This is a genomic window from Micromonospora sp. NPDC047756 (genome assembly GCF_055587245.1).
The window spans coordinates 12,210-27,664 of the sequence record NZ_JBVJGQ010000009.1 but is presented as its reverse complement, the minus strand read 5'-3'; the positions used below and the strand labels follow the sequence as shown (position 1 = coordinate 27,664).

General features: G+C 71.8%; 15 protein-coding genes. 11 read left to right on the top strand and 4 right to left on the bottom strand.

Annotation, left to right across the window (positions count from 1 at the left end; all coding sequences use genetic code 11):
* Window positions 1-46: 46 nt before the first annotated feature.
* From ACZ6NZ_RS27755 to ACZ6NZ_RS27745, 3 genes are read left to right on the top strand one after another with little or no spacing between them, the layout of a single operon-like run.
* Window positions 47-1,510, top strand: coding sequence for an amidase (locus ACZ6NZ_RS27755; protein WP_465860929.1), 1,464 nt, complete (start codon window positions 47-49; stop codon window positions 1,508-1,510).
* Window positions 1,511-1,561: 51 nt separating this feature from the next.
* The gene (ctaJ, locus tag ACZ6NZ_RS27750) at window positions 1,562-1,882 is read left to right on the top strand and encodes an aa3-type cytochrome oxidase subunit CtaJ (RefSeq protein WP_443673278.1); all 321 of its coding nucleotides are present in this window, start codon (window positions 1,562-1,564) and stop codon (window positions 1,880-1,882) included.
* A complete protein-coding gene (locus ACZ6NZ_RS27745) occupies window positions 1,869-2,276 on the top strand; it encodes a DUF5130 family protein (RefSeq protein ID WP_124856680.1) in 408 nt (135 codons plus the stop codon). The genes ctaJ and ACZ6NZ_RS27745 overlap by 14 nt, the downstream gene beginning before the upstream one ends.
* 68 nt (window positions 2,277-2,344) lie before the next feature.
* Here the strand turns inward: ACZ6NZ_RS27745 and ACZ6NZ_RS27740 are convergent, their stop codons facing one another.
* Entirely contained in the window at window positions 2,345-2,650 is a 306-nt protein-coding gene (locus tag ACZ6NZ_RS27740) for a Uma2 family endonuclease (protein ID WP_465860928.1), read from the bottom strand.
* 160 nt (window positions 2,651-2,810) lie between these two features.
* The gene (gene pepN / locus ACZ6NZ_RS27735) at window positions 2,811-5,360 is read right to left on the bottom strand and encodes an aminopeptidase N (RefSeq protein WP_465860927.1); all 2,550 of its coding nucleotides are present in this window, start codon (window positions 5,358-5,360) and stop codon (window positions 2,811-2,813) included.
* 221 nt (window positions 5,361-5,581) lie between these two features.
* Here pepN and ACZ6NZ_RS27730 point away from each other — a divergent pair, with 221 nt between their 5' ends.
* The 4 genes from ACZ6NZ_RS27730 to ACZ6NZ_RS27715 all read left to right on the top strand — a co-directional run bounded on the left by ACZ6NZ_RS27730 (window position 5,582) and on the right by ACZ6NZ_RS27715 (window position 8,750).
* Window positions 5,582-6,208 (top strand): mycothiol-dependent nitroreductase Rv2466c family protein, encoded by a 627-nt coding sequence (locus ACZ6NZ_RS27730; RefSeq protein ID WP_465860926.1) that lies wholly within the window; start codon window positions 5,582-5,584, stop codon window positions 6,206-6,208.
* Between the two features lie 182 nt (window positions 6,209-6,390).
* The gene (locus tag ACZ6NZ_RS27725) at window positions 6,391-6,906 is read left to right on the top strand and encodes a hypothetical protein (protein WP_465860925.1); all 516 of its coding nucleotides are present in this window, start codon (window positions 6,391-6,393) and stop codon (window positions 6,904-6,906) included.
* A gap of 89 nt (window positions 6,907-6,995) precedes the next feature.
* Window positions 6,996-8,195 (top strand): DUF1015 family protein, encoded by a 1,200-nt coding sequence (locus ACZ6NZ_RS27720; protein WP_366612761.1) that lies wholly within the window; start codon window positions 6,996-6,998, stop codon window positions 8,193-8,195.
* Between the two features lie 87 nt (window positions 8,196-8,282).
* Window positions 8,283-8,750 (top strand): ribose-5-phosphate isomerase, encoded by a 468-nt coding sequence (locus ACZ6NZ_RS27715; RefSeq protein WP_366612762.1) that lies wholly within the window; start codon window positions 8,283-8,285, stop codon window positions 8,748-8,750.
* A gap of 11 nt (window positions 8,751-8,761) precedes the next feature.
* On the opposite strand, the gene ACZ6NZ_RS27710 is transcribed toward ACZ6NZ_RS27715, so the two are convergent.
* Window positions 8,762-9,103: a hypothetical protein gene (locus ACZ6NZ_RS27710; RefSeq protein WP_465860924.1), complete on the bottom strand. Its 342-nt coding sequence runs from the start codon at window positions 9,101-9,103 to the stop codon at window positions 8,762-8,764.
* A gap of 138 nt (window positions 9,104-9,241) precedes the next feature.
* Between ACZ6NZ_RS27710 and ACZ6NZ_RS27705 the strand changes: the two genes are divergently transcribed.
* Window positions 9,242-9,787 (top strand): hypothetical protein, encoded by a 546-nt coding sequence (locus ACZ6NZ_RS27705; RefSeq protein ID WP_366612764.1) that lies wholly within the window; start codon window positions 9,242-9,244, stop codon window positions 9,785-9,787.
* A gap of 153 nt (window positions 9,788-9,940) precedes the next feature.
* Here ACZ6NZ_RS27705 and ACZ6NZ_RS27700 read toward each other — a convergent pair whose 3' ends face one another.
* The gene (locus ACZ6NZ_RS27700) at window positions 9,941-10,705 is read right to left on the bottom strand and encodes a class I SAM-dependent methyltransferase (RefSeq protein ID WP_366612765.1); all 765 of its coding nucleotides are present in this window, start codon (window positions 10,703-10,705) and stop codon (window positions 9,941-9,943) included.
* A gap of 70 nt (window positions 10,706-10,775) precedes the next feature.
* Between ACZ6NZ_RS27700 and ACZ6NZ_RS27695 the strand changes: the two genes are divergently transcribed.
* From ACZ6NZ_RS27695 to fxsT, 3 genes are read left to right on the top strand one after another with little or no spacing between them, the layout of a single operon-like run.
* Window positions 10,776-11,207 carry a CU044_2847 family protein gene (locus ACZ6NZ_RS27695; protein ID WP_465860923.1) on the top strand — a complete coding sequence of 144 codons (432 nt, stop codon included), beginning with the start codon at window positions 10,776-10,778 and terminating at the stop codon, window positions 11,205-11,207.
* 57 nt (window positions 11,208-11,264) lie between these two features.
* Window positions 11,265-12,239: a trypsin-like peptidase domain-containing protein gene (locus tag ACZ6NZ_RS27690; protein WP_465860922.1), complete on the top strand. Its 975-nt coding sequence runs from the start codon at window positions 11,265-11,267 to the stop codon at window positions 12,237-12,239.
* Entirely contained in the window at window positions 12,236-15,436 is a 3,201-nt protein-coding gene (gene fxsT / locus ACZ6NZ_RS27685) for an FxSxx-COOH system tetratricopeptide repeat protein (RefSeq protein ID WP_465860921.1), read from the top strand. Before ACZ6NZ_RS27690 ends, fxsT begins: the two co-directional genes overlap by 4 nt.
* Window positions 15,437-15,455 lie beyond the last annotated feature (19 nt).

Here is a 15,455-nt window from a genome sequence, read left to right as displayed (position 1 = left end):
GCGCGTGTCGGCTGCGCGAAAGGCCGACTGCCGGCAGGATGGCGTAATGGCCGAGCCGCACGACCTGACCGCGTTGGAGCAGGCCGCCGCGATCACCCGCGGCGAGCTGTCCAGCGTCGACCTGGTCGAGCATTCCCTGCGCCGGGTCGCGGCGCTCGGCGACACCGTCGGCGCGTTCGTCACCGTCACACCGGAGCTCGCCCGGCAGGCCGCGCGCGCCGCCGACGCGGTGCCGAACGAGGAGCGCGGTCCGCTGCACGGCGTGCCGACCGCGATCAAGGACCTGACGCTCACCGCCGGGGTTCGCACCACCTTCGGTTCGGCCGCCTTCGTCGACTTCGTTCCGCCGGTCGACGCCGACGTGGTCCGCTTCATGAAGGCCGCCGGTCTGGTCAGCCTGGGCAAGACGACCACCTCCGAGCTGGGCTGTTCGCTCTACTCCGAGGGCCGGGTCGCGCCGCCGGCCCGCAACCCGTGGCAGCTGGCGTACACAGCGGGTGGGTCCAGCGGCGGCGCGGCGGCGGCGGTCGCGGCCGGGCTGGTCCCGGTCGCCCAGGGATCCGACGGCGGCGGGTCGCTGCGCATCCCGGCGTCGCTCTGCGGCCTGGTCGGCTACAAGCCCAGTCGGGGCCTCGTCTCCGGCGGGCCGGTCGGCTCCGGCGCGTTCGGCCTGCCCACCGCCGGCCCGCTCGGGCGGACGGTCACCGACGTCGCCGCGCTGCTCGACGTCATGGCCGTTCCCGTCCCCGGCGAGCCCTACCTGCCGCCGTCCGCGCCGCCCGGCGGCTACCTGGCCGTCGCGCGCCGGGCCGAGTCCGGCCCGCTGCGGATCGGCCGGTTCACCACGCCGATGCTCGCCGACGAACCGGTGCATTCCGACTGCGTGGCCGCCGTGGACCGGGCCGCCGCGCTCCTCACGGCGGCCGGCCACGAGGTGGTCGAGGTGCCGCCGCCGCTCGGGCCGGCGGCGTGGCCGCTGTTCGAGACCCTCTGGTACGTGCTGGCGCTCGCCCCGGTGCCACCGCAGCGGGAGGCGGAACTGCTGCCGTTGACCAGGTTGCTCCGGGCCCGGGGCGCTGAACTCTCCGCCGGCACCCTGACCGCCACCCTCGGGGAGTTGCAGGCGCAGGTGCGCCTCGGGGCCCGCCGCACCGCCGGATACGACCTGCTGCTCTGTCCCACCCTGGCCACCCCGCAGGCACCCGTCGGCTGGTTCACCGCCGACGCGGACCCGGCCGCCGACTTCGACCGGCAACGCCGGTTCTCGCCCTACTGCGCCATCTTCAACGTCACCGGCGATCCTTCCGTATCCCTGCCAGTGGGTACCACGACCGACGGACTGCCCGTCGGGGTGCTGCTCACCGGCCGGTACGGCGACGACGCGCGGCTCATCGCTACCGCTGCGCAACTGGAGAACTGCAGTGACGGATGGGATCGGCACCCCGCAATCTGGCGGGCCGTCGACTCCGCTAACGTGAATGGTGACGGAGTCGGGCGGTCGGCAGCGTGATCGTCCATCCGACCCGGTTTTTCACTGTCGTCCTTCTTCCGCCTGGGGGCGTTGGGATTGTCTGTTACCGAGACGTTGCTGGTCTTCGTCGGCATCCCGTTGGCCGCGGTGCTGGTCATCGCCGGCCTGTCGTACGCCGGTAGCCACGGTGGTGCCACCGGCGGTGGCGGTGGCGCCAAGCGCTACCGCCCGGGCCGGCCCTTCGACTTCACTCCGGTCTGGTTCCTGGGCCGTCCGGAGCAGCTGGCCGACTCGGCCGGCACCGCGCTGACGGCGGGGGCGCAGGCGCCCGCGTTGACCAGCCACAAGCTTGAGCAGGCCAGCGTCGAGGCGCCGGCCGGTGGAACCGGAGGCGCAAGTGACCGTTGGTGAGAAGCAGGCCGGGTCGGAAAATCCGCCCGAGGTGCTCGACGGGCCGTTCTCGACCCGCCAGCTGCTGCGCATCGACGAGGCGTTGCGCCTGGCCGACAAGGGCACCGGTCTGGTGTTCTCGGTCTTCGTCGGTGGTCTCGACGAGCCGATCCGTGAGCACGCCCAGCGGCTGCACCGTCAGCTCGCCGAGCCCGACAAGTCGGTGCTGATCGCGGTGTCGCCCAACCAGCGCCAGCTGGAGATCATCACTGGGCGGTACGCCCGCAAGCGCATCCCCGACACGTACGCCAAGCTGGCCGCGCTCTCCATGGTCGGCGCGTTCAGCGGCGGTGACCTGGCCGGCGGCATCATCAACGGCCTCGACCAGCTCGCCAGCCACGCCGGCAAGGGCTGAGCCCTTCCTCGTACGACGAAGCCCGGCCCGCTCGCAGCGGGCCGGGCTTCGGTGTGTCTGGGCTTGCTTCAGCGGGGCCAGGCCGAGGGATCGAGGCGCATCGGCCACGGCTCGTCGATCTGCACTACATCGTCGGGGCCGACCGTGCCGAGCAGGTTGTAGTGCACCCCCTTCACCAACTCGTACCGGTAGATCACCGGACCGAAATCGCCACGTTCTACGCGCCAGTAGGCGGGGATGCCGGCCTCGGCGTAGAGCGCTGGCTTGGTGAACCGGTCATGCCGACGGCTACCCGGTGATTCCACCTCGACGACGAGCGCCACATCCTCTGCTTCGACCCAGGTGCCGTCGGCGGGGGCTGTCGGCTTCAGCACCGTGAGGCAGGTCGGATAGGTCCTGCTCGCGCCACGCGCGCGCGGGGGGCCGCCACTCGTAGGTCGGCTGTGCCATCACGTCCACCTCCTCCTGTCACGATAATGCCCGAGGCCGGCGCGGAGTCACACCCACGCCGGCCCCGGGCCGCGTATTCGATGCTCAGGCGCTCTGCGCGTCCTTCGCGCGGGCCTTCAGCGCCCGCACCACACCGTCGCGGCCCTCGGCGACCAGTCGACGCAGCGGGGCGGGGTGCCCGTCACCGGCCAGCCACGCGTCGGTGGCCGCGACCGTGTCGTCCTGCACCAGGTAGGTCGGGTACGCCAGCTGGGCGAACTCCTGCGCCGGCTCGCTGTCCCGGGTGGCCCACACCTGCCCGACCGCCGCGAAGTACCGCTCCCGGTACGGGCCGACCAGCTCCACCTGCGCCGGGTGGGCGAACCCCTGCAACAGCGCCCGGTGCCGCCAGTTGGGCAGCGAGTCCGGGCCGGTGAGCAGGGCCCACACGGCGGCCTTGTTCTCGGCCGTCGGCATCAACGCGTGCGCGTACGCGGCTTCCCGCTCGCCACTGGCCGTGCGGTCGCTGCTCAGCTCCGCCTCGATCTCCGCGGTCCCGGCGGCGCCGTTGGCCACCAGCGCGGCGAGGACCGACCAACGCAGCTCGGTGTCGACGGTCAGCCCGGCCGGCACACCGGCGCCGTCCAGCCAACCGCGCAGCGTGGCCAGGTCTTCCGCGGAGCGGACCGCCGAGGTGAACGCGCGGGCCCAGGCCAGCTGGAACCCGCTGCCGGGCTCGGCGGCGGCGAGCGCGTCGCGGGCGGTACGGGCCAGGTCGGCCCAGCCGGTCGGTGCCCAGGCCGGGTCGGCGTACAGGGTGAGCGCGGTGGTCGCCTGCCGCAGCGTGGCGGTGACCAGGTTGATGTCGGTCTCCGCGGGCAGCCCGCTCAGCGTCAGCGCCACGTAGTCGCGGGCGGACAGTTCGGCGTCGCGGATCATGTCCCACGCGGCGGTCCAGCAGAGCGCGCGGGCCAGCGACGAGTCGAAGCCACCGATGTGCTGCACCACCGTCGCCATCGAGCGCTCGTCGAGGCGCAGCTTGGTGTAGCTGAGGTCGTCGTCGTTGAGCAGCAACACGTCGGCGGCCCGGACGCCACGCAGCGCGGCGAGATCGGTGTGCTCGCCGGTCACGTCCACCTCGTACCGTTCCCGACGGACCAACCGCCCGTCGGTCAGGTCGTACAGGCCCACGCCGATCCGGTGGGTCCGCAGCGTCGGGTACGCCGCCGGGGCCTCCTGCCGCACCAGCACCTGCTCGTACGTGCCGTCGGCCCCGATGGTCACCTCCGGACGCAGCGTGTTGACCTGCGCGGTCTCCAACCACTGCGCGGCGAACTTGCGCAGCTCCCGCCCGGATGCTGCCTCCAGCTCGGTGAGTAGGTCGTCGAAGGTGGCGTTGCCCCAGGCGTGCTTGCCGAAGTAGGCCCGCAGCCCGGCCACGAACGGCTCCTCGCCCACGTACGCGACGAGCTGCTTGAGCACGCTCGCGCCCTTGGCGTAGGTGATGCCGTCGAAGTTGACCTCCACGGCCTCCATGTCCGGCATCTCGGTGTAGACCGGGTGGGTGGAGGAGAGCTGGTCCTGCCGGTAGCCCCAGTTCTTCCGGATGGACAGGAAGGTCGTCCACGCCTCGCTGAACCGGGTCGCGTTGGTGTTGCACCAGTGGCTTGCCCACTCGGCGAACGACTCGTTCAGCCACAGGTCGTTCCACCAGCGCATGGTGACCAGGTCACCGAACCACATGTGGGCCAGTTCGTGCAGGATCGTGTTGGCCCGCTGCTCGTACTCGAAGTCCGTGACCTGCGAGCGGAACAGGTAGTGCGACTCGGCGTGCGTCACGCAGCCGAAGTTCTCCATCGCACCGGCGTTGAAGTCGGGCACCCAGAGCTGGTCGTACTTCGGCAGCGGGTAGCGCACGTCGAACTTCTCGTGGAAGAAGTCGAAGCCCTGCTTGGTGATCAGGAACAGGTCGTCGGAGTCCAGGTACTGGGCCATCGACGCCCGGCAGAACACCCCCAGGTCGATGCCGTCGTGTGCGTCGCGCACCTCGTGGTACGGCCCGGCGCACATCGCCGTGATGTAGGTGCTCATCCGGGGCGACTCGGTGAAGTGCAGCGTCTTGAGCGCCTCACCCGCCGGCTCCTCCCGCTGCACCGGCATGTTGGAGACCGCCCGCCAGTGCGCCGGCACGGTGACGTGCCAGGTGTAGACGCTCTTCAGGTCGGGCTGGTCGAAGCAGGCGTACACCCGCTGCGCGTCGGCCGTCTCGAACTGGCTGTAGAGGTACGTCTCGCCGTCCACCGGGTCGACCGTCCGGTGTAGACCCTGACCGCTGTTCGAGTAGTTGAAGTCGGCGTCGACCACCAGGACGTTGTCGCTGTCCAACCCGGACAGGGTCAGGCCCTTCTCGGCGGACCAGTCGGAGAGGTCGACGGGCGTGCCGTTCAGCGTGGCGGACCGCACCGACTCGGCGGCCAGCTCGATGAAGGTGCTCGCGCCCGGTTCGGAGCAGCGGAACCGGACCTCGGTGGTCGACCTGAACGTGCGGCCGTCGGCCGCCAGCACGGCGCTGGACAGGTCCAGACTGATGTCATACCCCGTCACGTTGAGCAGGCGTGCCCGCTCGGTCGCCTCGACCTGCGTCAGGTTGCGCACTCCCGGCACTGTTCGTCTCCATCCCACATGTCGCCGTACGCCCGGCGGCGCCCGTCCGCCTACCGCTCGTGACGGCTGGCCCGATTCGAGTCTTCCATGTACGGGCAGCCCGCGGTGGCCGAGGTCACGCTCTCATTCGGGTGCCGGTCGATGCGCTGCGGGGTGAAGATTCTCCTCAGACGCCGACCTGTCGGCGCCACCCGTCGCGAAGGGATCTCACCGTGACCGAACGTGTCACCGCCGACATGTGGTTCGACCCGGCCTGCCCGTGGGCCTGGATCACCTCTCGCTGGCTGCTCGAGGTCGAGCAGATCCGGGAGGTGGACATCCGCTTCCACGTGATGAGCCTGGCCGTGCTCAACGACGGCCGGGACGAGCTGCCCGAGGACTACAAGGAGTTCCTAAAGACCGCGTGGGGCCCGGTGCGGGTCTGCATCGCCGCCGAGCAGCTGCACGGCAACGACGTGCTGCGCCCGCTCTACACCGCGCTCGGCACCCGGATCCACCTGCAGAAGCAGGAGCGGGGTCCGGAGCTGTACGTGGCCGCCCTGACCGAGGTCGGCCTCGACCCGGCACTGGCCGCGGCCGCCGACAGCACCGACTACGACGAGGCGCTGCGGGCCAGCCACGAGGCCGGCATGCGCCCGGTCGGGCAGGACGTCGGCACTCCGGTCGTGCACGCGCCCGGCCCGGACGGCACCCCGGTCGCGTTCTTCGGCCCGGTGATCACCCCGGCTCCGAAGGGGGAGGCCGCCGGCCGGCTGTGGGACGGCGTGCTGCTGGTCGCCGGCACCCCGGGCTTCTACGAGCTCAAGCGCACCCGCGAGCAGAGCCCGATCTTCGACTGAGCGACGACCTCCGCGCCCCCGTCCGTGCCCCGTCAGGCGCGCGGACGGGGGCGTTTCTCGTCCGCTGGCGAGGTCGGCGGTGGGTCGTGGCGTCACCGGGAGGCGGGCGGCGTCGTTTCCCTCGGTGTCCGCCGCAGCGACCCGAAGGGGCCGCACGCCGCAGTTCGTGGAGGCAAATCCCGATGGCCAAGCACCGTGCGTCCGGTGACGAACAGCTGACCCGGCAGGGGGTGATCGAGACTCCCGGTGCTGACTACTGGTCCGTTGACGACTCCCGCTGGCCGACGGTCCGCCCGGACCTGCCCGCCCACCTGGTGGATCTCCTCGCGCCGCCCATCGTGGTGGGTGTGGCGCGGGTCCCGGTGACCTCCCGGCTCACCCCGCCCAGGGCGGTCGACCCACTGTCGTCGTCCGTCGACGCGGTGCCGACCAGCGTGCCGGCGCTGGTGCCGTCGGGGGCGGCACCGGCCGAACCGGCTCCTGCGCCGCCGGCACCGGCTCCTCCTCGTCCGGTGCCGACGCCGCCGCTGAACCCTCGGCCCGTTCCCACGCCTCCTCCCGACCGCCCCGTGCCGGGGCCGCCCGCGTCGCCCCGCCGCGCCCTGAACACCGGGCCGATCGGGACCGGTCGGCGTGGCAACAATGGGCCGGTGAGCGCGGGTAAGCACCGCCGGGGCACCTCCGACCGCGCCGGCTGACCAGCCGGGCCCCACCGGGCGCTTTCATCTGGTGGACGCACCGCGGGTCCCCGTCGGCGACGACACCGCCGCCGGTAGCGTCAGTGGGCATGACGGTCGTGCATCCGATCACCCGGGCCTGGGTCACCACTGGCGGCACCGGCGCGCAAAACTACGACGAGTTCGCCGACGACGCGGAGATCACCGCGATCATCGAGTCGAACCCGCACAGCGCTCTCGGCATCGAGATGCCGCATCGCGCCCCGCAGAGCCTGGGCACGTCGTTCCTCGACGCGCTGCCGGACGCGGTGGCCCGCCTCGCCGAGGCCAAGGCCGACGGCAGTTACACCCCCGCCGAGCAGGTGGTGGTGCTCTACCGGATCAGCGCCCCCGGCGAGGAGCCGGCGTACGGGCTGTTCGCGATGGTGGACACCGACCAGATCTCCACCCGGGCGGACGAGCCGGGCCTGGTCATCCGCAACGAGGACGTCTTCATCGCCAAGGTGCGTGAGCGGGTGGCGCTGGCCGACGCACTGGGGCACCTGCTCTCACCCGTACTCCTGCTCCAGACCGGGCGTGGCGACGACCTGCACGCCGCGCTCGCGGCGGCGACCGACACGGCCGGCGCGCCCGCCGCGACGGACACCGACCAGGCGGGGCGCACGCACGCCATCTGGCTGCTCGGCCCCGGCCCGGAGCAGGCCACGCTCACGGCCCTCGCCGGTGGCGGGGACCTGGTCGTCGCGGACGGCAACCACCGCAGCCTGGCCGCCCAGACCGGCGGGCTGCCGCGCTTCCTGGCCGTGATCACCACCCCCGCGTCGGTGGCCATCCAGCCGTACAACCGGCTGGTCAGCGAGCTGACCACCACCCCGGCCGAGCTGCTCGACCGGCTGCGGGCCGCGGGCGCCGAGGTCGAGCCGATCGACGGCCCGGTCGAGGTCCCGGCGGCCGGCGGCACCGTGCACCTCCGCCTCGACGGCCAGGGGTACGCGGTGCGCCTGCCCGCCACCGCCTCCGCCCGCCTGGAAAACCTGGACCACGCTCTGGTCGAGCGGCTGGTGCTGCGCGACGCGCTCGGTCTGGACCCGGGCGACAAGCGCATCACCTACGTCGGCGGCGACTACCCGGCGAGCTGGCTCACCGGTGAGGTCGACGCCGGCCGGGCCGAGTTGGCCATCCTGATCGCGCCGGTGACCGTGGCGGACTTCGTCGCAGTCAACCTGGCCAGGGAGAAGATGCCCCGCAAGAGCACCTGGTTCACCCCGAAGGCGCGCGGCGGCCTGGTCGTCGCCGAGCTGCCGCGTTGAGCCTCATCCCCACGACCGTGTGACGAACCCGGCTCGGGGACGCCGCCCCTGTGACGTCCCCGAGCGCGGCCTGACAGACTGCCCGGTATGCGCGTCTACCTGGGATCCGATCACGCCGGTTTCGAGTTGAAGGTGCACCTGGCCAGCCACCTGGCCATGCAGGGCTACGACGTGGTCGACGTCGGCCCGCACAGCTACGACCCGGACGACGACTACCCCACGTTCTGCCTGCACACGGGCGACCAGGTGGTGGCCGACGAGACGGGCCTCGGAGTGGTCATCGGTGGCTCCGGCAACGGTGAGCAGATCGCCGCGAACAAGGTCGCCGGCGTCCGCGCCGCCCTGGCCTGGAGCGTCGAGACCGCTCAGCTGGCCCGCCAGCACAACGACGCCAACGTGGTCGCCATCGGTGCCCGCCAGCACACGCTGGACGAGGCGACCGGCATCGTCGAGGCGTTCCTGAACACGCCGTTCTCCGGCAACGAGCGGCACGCTCGTCGGATCACCCAGGTGGCCGAGTACGAGCGGACCCGGAAGCTGCCCGACCTGCCCTGACCGTGCGGCGCTCAGCGCGGCGAGCGGGGCAACTCCTCGCGGGGCACCCAGTTTCGCCGGACGACCACCACCCGGGCTTCCGCCTCGGCCAGGTCGTCGTCGGTGGGGCGGGCCGCGTCCCGGGCCCGTAGCGCCGCGCTGAGTCCCACCTGGGACGAGCCGGAACCGACCAACCCGCGCAGCCCCCGCTCGCCGTCGCGCTCGTCGCCGCCCGTGCTCCTGCGTCGCGGCGGCGGCTCGTCCCCGTCGTGCACGCCCGGCGTGCTGACCGTCGGGCCGTCCGCGCCCGGTCTGGCCGTCTCGGTCTCGACGTGGTGGCGCAGCCGTCGCCGTCGTCGGTCGGGGTCACCCATCAGCCGACCGTACCCTGGCCGGGTGGGATCCGGCATCGTCGCGGGGCCGCGCGCCCGGCCGGGGTCTGCGACCGATTTGCCGGCTGGCTACCCTCGAATCAAGGCGGTGCTGTTGCCGTCGGTCAGGGGGAGGACGAGATGGCAGACCAGACGCAGCCGTGGGCGGAGCGGACCGTGGAGGTGCCACCGCAGGCCGGCGTCGGGGTGCCGCCGCAGCGTGACGGGTTCCGCCGGGGGGTCGCTCCGGTTGGTGAGCCACGCACCCCGCGCACGGAACCGTTCCCGGTGGTCGAGCAGGAGCCGACCGGCACCGGTTGGCCCGGTGGTCCGGTGCCCCGTCGCTCGCTCAGCTCGCGGATGGCTCAGCTGCGGCGCGGCGGTGAGTGGAGCGCTGCGGCAGGCCTCTTCGCGTTCGTGTGTTGGGGGATCTGGGCGCTGTCCGGTCAGGGTGACCTGAGCGGCCCGCTGTTGGTGCTGGTGCTCAGCCTGCTGGTGGCGGCCGGCCTGTTCGCCCTGTTCCGGCTGGTCGGCCGGGTGGTGCTGGAGCGGCAGCTGGGCCGGGTCCGGCGCAGCGCCAGAGGTGCGCACCTGGCGACGGCGGTGTTCCTCGTCGGCCTCGGGGTGGCGTGGCTCCAGCAGACCGAGTGGGTCGTCTCGGCCTGGAACTGGATCTCCTCGAACTGACTGGGCGTGCACGGGCGGGCCGGTCCAGGACCGCCCACCCGTGCACCCGGTCGTCTCCCCACCAGGCAAGGTCGCTACTTACCCGGCCGGCCGCGGTTCATCCGTGGCCGGCCGCTCCGACCGGTACTCCTTCGTGGGCTTGGGGCCGTCCGCTCAGTGCTGGGGCTTGTGCGCCCGGACCAGGACGCGCTGGGCGTGGGCCACGAACGGACCATGGCGACGGATGTGGTCGTGCAGATCGGCGAGCCGGGCCCGGTAGCGCTCCACGGAGAAGTCCGGCACCGTCCAGATGACTTTGCGGAGGAAGTGCACCACCGCTGCCACGTCGTTGAAGGTGGTCGGCAACGCCTCGTGCCGCAGCTCGTCGATGACAAGGCCGGCGGCTCGCGCGTCGGCGGCGGCGCGGGCCGGGCTGCGTTCGTCACTGATCTCGCGGGGACCGGTGAGGAACTGGGCCAGTTCCCGGTTGGAGCCGGGGCCGATCTGCTGGGCAAGGTACCGTCCGCCGGGGGTGAGCACCCGTGCGATCTCGTCCCAGAGCACGACGTTGGGATGCCGGCTCACCACCAGGTCGAACGTCTCGTCGGGAAACGGGAACGGAGCGTCCTCGGCAACGTCGACCACCCGCACGCCGCGGGGTTCGAGCGCGCGTCGGGCCAGGCGGAGATTGGGCGGCCAGTGTTCGGTGGCCACGGTCAACGGGGGAAATGCCGGCACCTCGGAGAGCACCTCGCCGCCGCCGGTCTGGATGTCCAGTGCGGCGCGGGCCACCCTCATTTGGGCTGTCATGAGTCTCAGATATCCCCAGGACGGCCGCCGTTCCGTCGCGCGACCGTCGAACCAGGAGAAGTCCCAACCGTCCACGGACGCGTCGACGCCTTCTCGGAGCAGATCCTCGAAGGTCGCCGTGTCCTGCATTGCGTCAGGTTGACAGGCGGCAGTGGTGATGGCAAGCGGATGTGTCCCGTGTCGGCGCAGGGTGCATGCAATGACTCCTGTCAGTGATCTGACACCAATTCCGAACGATCTTTCGGCGAGAATTTGTCACGTGGCGGATCTCCTTCGTTTCGAAACCGATCAGGGCGTCCTCCTCGTCGAGGAACACGCTGGCACCGATCTGGAAAGGGTCGGTCTGCTCGATCGGATCCGCCCGGCCCGGGAGACGCTGGAAACGGCACTGGCCCACATCAAACCCGCGCTCGACGCGGCGCTGGGCGTGGTCCGTGGGGTGGCGGTGCGCCCCGATCAGGTGGAGGTCGAGATCGGCGTCACCCTCACCGCGGAGGCTGGTGCCGTCGTCGCTCGCACCAGCGCGCAGGGCCACCTCAAGGTCAAGCTCATCTGGACCTCGCCCGTCCCCGCGCTGCCGTCGCCGGGTGAGGACGGGGCCGGCGCGCAGGAGAACGCCGCGCATGACTGAGCGCAGCGCCGGCCGCCGGCCGCCGGCCGCCCTGACCGAGTGGCTGGCGGAGGACGGATGACCGGCACCCGGTCGCTCGCCGGCCGGGTGCGGATACTCGGCGGCCACCACTCGTCGGTCGTCGGCGCGGGCATCCAGTTGACCACTGACCTGGTGCTGACCTGCTGGCATGTCGTCGATGACGGCACCGGGGCCGGCCCGCCCGGGGTGCTCGTCGACACACCGAGCCACCCCGGCACCCGGGCCGCCGCCGAGGTGACCTGGTCCCGGGGTGTCGGCCCGGCCGGCGACGGCGACCTGGCGCTGCTGCGCTGCACCACACCGCTTCCGTCCGCCCCCGCCACCCTGGCCGATCGCGGCGACGACGAGTTCGACGTGCGGATCGTAGGTTTTCCGGCCAACACCCCGGCGTCCGTCATGGTGCTGGCGCGGGCCGTGGGTCCGGTCGACGCCGGCACCGGATGGCGTCAACTCGACCGGATTTCCGCCGCCACGGCCGGAATCGACAGGGGATTCAGCGGTTCCGGGGTGTACGCGCCGGACGGCGCGGTGGTGGGCATGGTGCTGGCTCGCGCGAGCGTCGGCCAGCAGTTGGTCGGCTGGATGTCGCCGGTCGGGCAGTGGCGTGCCCTGCTACCGCCCGACCTGTTGCCGCCTGGCCTGTTGCCGCCCGGCCCGCTGGCGGCCGGCGCCCGGGCGAGGCCCCGACCGGCGCCCGCGCCGCTGTCATTCGCGCAGAAGATGGCGCTGGCCCGACTGCTGGAGGACATCCCGGTACTCCGGCACCCCGACAGCCGTCAATTGGTCATTCAGTCGCTGCCGCCGCACATCAGTCGGATGGTGAATCCATTCGGGCCATTGGGTCTCGACATGTTCGGCCTGATTCGGACGGGCTTAGAATACGAGGACGGGATCGCGGCTCTCTATCGCGTCCTGCTGTTGACGGAAGGGCCGGCGAGTACGCCACTGCGGGCCTTCCGTGACCTTGCCGAGAGCCTCGGTCTGCTGACGGGTACGGAGGACAATCGGTGACGACGCCCCGGATGCCGAGCGCCCAGGTGCAAGCCATCTGCGACGCACTGCTCTCGATGAGTTCGATCAATGACGTGAGCACCCGTTCGCTCTATCTCGACGAGGTCGAGGGGGAGCTGCGCAAGGCACTGTCGGTGCCCCGGCACTCCGAGGTGCGGTACGACGTCTACCGCATCGTGCGCGCCTGCGCCGAGGAGCCCCGGGGCGTGTCGACGCTGTTGCAGGTCATCGCCAACATCCACCCGGGCGCCAGAGCGGTCACCTCCGCCCAGCAGATCTACCTCTCCTGGCTTTTCGCGCAGTTGCTCACGGACGTCCCGCCCGAGGTGCTGACCGGGGCCGTCGCGGCGGTCTCGGATCATCCGCTGTCGTCCGAGGACCTGCCCGAGCTGGTGAAGGCCGTCGGCTGGCAACCGGTGGGTGACTGGCGGGTCCCGGGCGTCGTGGCGCTGGCGGGCCTGGTGCTCGCCGGCATCGAGTCGGACAGCAAGCCGCTCGAGCAGTGGTTGCGGGAGGCGGCGGCGGTCCTTCGGCTCACCACCGCCGATCTCGACGATATGCGCGTGGCTGCGAAGACGCACTGGACGTCGCTACGATCCCCGCACCAGGCGGCACCGGCCGAGGCCGGTGGAGAGGAACCTGATTCCGACATGCGCAGGACGATCATCATCGAGGAGACGACGCCCCAGCGATCCCGAAATCTCATCCGGGGCGGCGTCCCACCGCGCAACCTGTACTTCACCGGCCGGGAGAAGCAGCTCGTCGCGCTCGACGAACTGCTGTCGTCACAGCACCGGGCCTCGGTGCTGCCGGAAGCGGCGCTGCGCGGTGTCGGTGGGGTCGGCAAGACCCAGCTCGCTGTCGAGTTCGCCTACCGGTACGCGGACCGTTACCAGCTGATCTGGTGGATGGCCGCGGAGGATCTCACCGCGCTGCGTACCTCGATCGCGGCCCTCGGCGAGCGGCTCGGCCTGGCCGCGAGCGCCAGCCTGGAGCAGACCGTGCGGACGGTCCTCGACTCGCTGTCGACGAGTTCGCTCAGTTGGCTGCTGGTCTACGACAACGCCGACGACCCGCACGAGCTGGCCCCGCTCATGCCCTCGTCGAACCTCGTCGGCGAACGCGGCCACGTCCTCGTCACCTCACGGAACATGGCCTGGTCGGCGAGCGCCCTGACGCTGGACGTGGACGTGTTCACCCGAGCCGAGAGCGTGGAACTGCTGCTCAAGCGGCGTCCCGCGACCAGCCCCGACGACGCCCGCCGGCTCGCCGCCGAGCTCGGCGACCTGCCGCTCGCCCTGGAACAGGCCGTCAGTTGGCTGCTCACCATGCTGTCGTCGGTCGACGAATACCTCGTCGACCTCAAGGAACACGCTCGGGAGCTGCTGGGCGAGGGGCAACCCCGGCAGTACCGGGGCACCGTGTTGACCGTGGTGTCGATGGCGCTGGCCGCGGTACGCGAGCAGAACCCGGCCGCCGCGCAGCTGATCCAGCTACTCGCCTTCCTCAGCCCCGACCCGGTTCCGATGCGCCTGCTCTGGGAGGGGCGCCGCGCCGGGCTGGAGGAACCGCTGCGCACCAGCCTCCAGGAGCGCAACGACATCGCCCGGGCCATCCGGCAACTGGCGTCGCTCGGGCTCGCGAAGGCGGACAATGCCAGCCGGCACGTACAGGTGCACCGACTGGTGCAGGCGGTCATCCGGGAGGGGCTCGCCGAGCAGGGCGACGAGAGCCCGCTGACGAACGCCCGCCGGCTGCTGGCCGCCGCCAACCCGGGCTTCCCGGACGACCGGAGCACCTGGCCCCGCCACGCCGACATCGCGCCACACGTCCGCGTCGCCGGTCTGATCCACGGTGACATCGACGCCCGGCGGACGGCGATGGACCAGCTGCGCTACATCTACAACCTGGGTGACTTCGAAGGCTGTCGGGACTTCGCCGAGGAGATCCTGGCCGCCTGGGACCAGCCCGGTCCAGACGGTGAGCGCAGCGGCGATCCGCTGACCCTGCTGGCCATGCGACGGTACGCGGACGCCCTGCGGCTGCTCGCCGACCCGCGCGCGGCCACGTTCGGCCTCGAAGCGCTGGAACGGATGCGGACGAGCCTCGGTGAGGAACACGAGTACACACTGGGCGCGGCGAACAGCGTCGGCGCGGACCTGCGGCGTCTCGGCGACTTCGCGGCGGCGGCCGAGCTGGACCGGCGCAACCTCGACGTGCACCGCCGGGTGCTCGGCGACGGGCATCCGAGCACCCTGCGGGTGATGAACTCGATGGCGATCAACCTTCGCCTCAGCGGTGACTTCGAAGGGGCGTACGACCTCAACCTCGAAGTGGCGCGGCACGCCGGCGCGGCCGCGGAGGACGGCACCTATTCACTGGTGCTGGCGCAGGAGGCCCAGGCGCGCGACCTCTACCTCCTGGGCCGGTACGCCGACGCGCTGGCACTGCTGGACAGCTCCCTGCCGGTGCAACGGTCGCTGCTGGGCGCGGAGCACCTCACCGTGCTGCGCGCCACCTGCATCCACATCGCCTGCCTGCGCAAGACCGGGCGGCTCGACGACGCCGTGACCGAGGGCGCGGCCAACTACCGGCTGGTGACCCGCCGCTTCGGGACCGATCACGTGCTGGCCGCTGAGGCGGGCATGACCTGCGCCAACGCCATGCGCGCGGCGGGCGACGCGACGCAGGCGTACGCCCTGGCCTCCCAGGGGCACGCCACCTTCCGAGCCGTCTTCGGGGAGCGGCATCCGGTCACGCTCTGCGCTGCGGTCAATCTCGGGGTGATCCTGCGGGCCCGCAACTTCGACCGGGAGGCGCGGGAGTTGGGTGCGGCCACCCTGGAGGCGATGGGCGAATCGTTGCCGCCCACCCACCCGTACCTGCTGAGCGCGCGCTCCGCGCAGGCGATCAACCTGGTCCGGTCACACCGGCTGGAGCAGGCGCAGGTGCTCTCCGAGGCGATCCTGGAGGACTCGCGTCGCCTGCGCGGGCCGGGGCATCCGTACACGCTCTACTGTGCGGTCAACGCGTCGGTCGACCTGATCGAGGTCGGCGAGGAGGCTCGGGGCCGCGAGCTGCTCGACGAGGCCGCCGCGGCGCTGGAGGCGTTGTTCGGGCCGGACCACCCGGAGGTGGATGCCGCGCGCGGTCAACGGCGCATCGAGTGCGACATCGAGACCGTCGGGCTGACCTGACGCACCGACCGGTGGCGGC

Bases quoted from the DNA above. Each gene is read 5' to 3' on its own strand.
- ACZ6NZ_RS27690 (WP_465860922.1), top strand. From the start codon at position 11,265: ATGACCGGCACCCGGTCGCTCGCCGGCCGGGTGCGGATACTCGGCGGC.
- ACZ6NZ_RS27720 (WP_366612761.1), top strand. From the start codon at position 6,996: ATGACGGTCGTGCATCCGATCACCCGGGCCTGGGTCACCACTGGCGGC.
- ACZ6NZ_RS27705 (WP_366612764.1), top strand. From the start codon at position 9,242: ATGGCAGACCAGACGCAGCCGTGGGCGGAGCGGACCGTGGAGGTGCCA.
- ACZ6NZ_RS27710 (WP_465860924.1), bottom strand. From the start codon at position 9,103: ATGGGTGACCCCGACCGACGACGGCGACGGCTGCGCCACCACGTCGAG.
- ACZ6NZ_RS27725 (WP_465860925.1), top strand. From the start codon at position 6,391: ATGGCCAAGCACCGTGCGTCCGGTGACGAACAGCTGACCCGGCAGGGG.
- ACZ6NZ_RS27755 (WP_465860929.1), top strand. From the start codon at position 47: ATGGCCGAGCCGCACGACCTGACCGCGTTGGAGCAGGCCGCCGCGATC.
- ACZ6NZ_RS27700 (WP_366612765.1), bottom strand. From the start codon at position 10,705: ATGCAGGACACGGCGACCTTCGAGGATCTGCTCCGAGAAGGCGTCGAC.
- ACZ6NZ_RS27715 (WP_366612762.1), top strand. From the start codon at position 8,283: ATGCGCGTCTACCTGGGATCCGATCACGCCGGTTTCGAGTTGAAGGTG.
- ACZ6NZ_RS27695 (WP_465860923.1), top strand. From the start codon at position 10,776: ATGACTCCTGTCAGTGATCTGACACCAATTCCGAACGATCTTTCGGCG.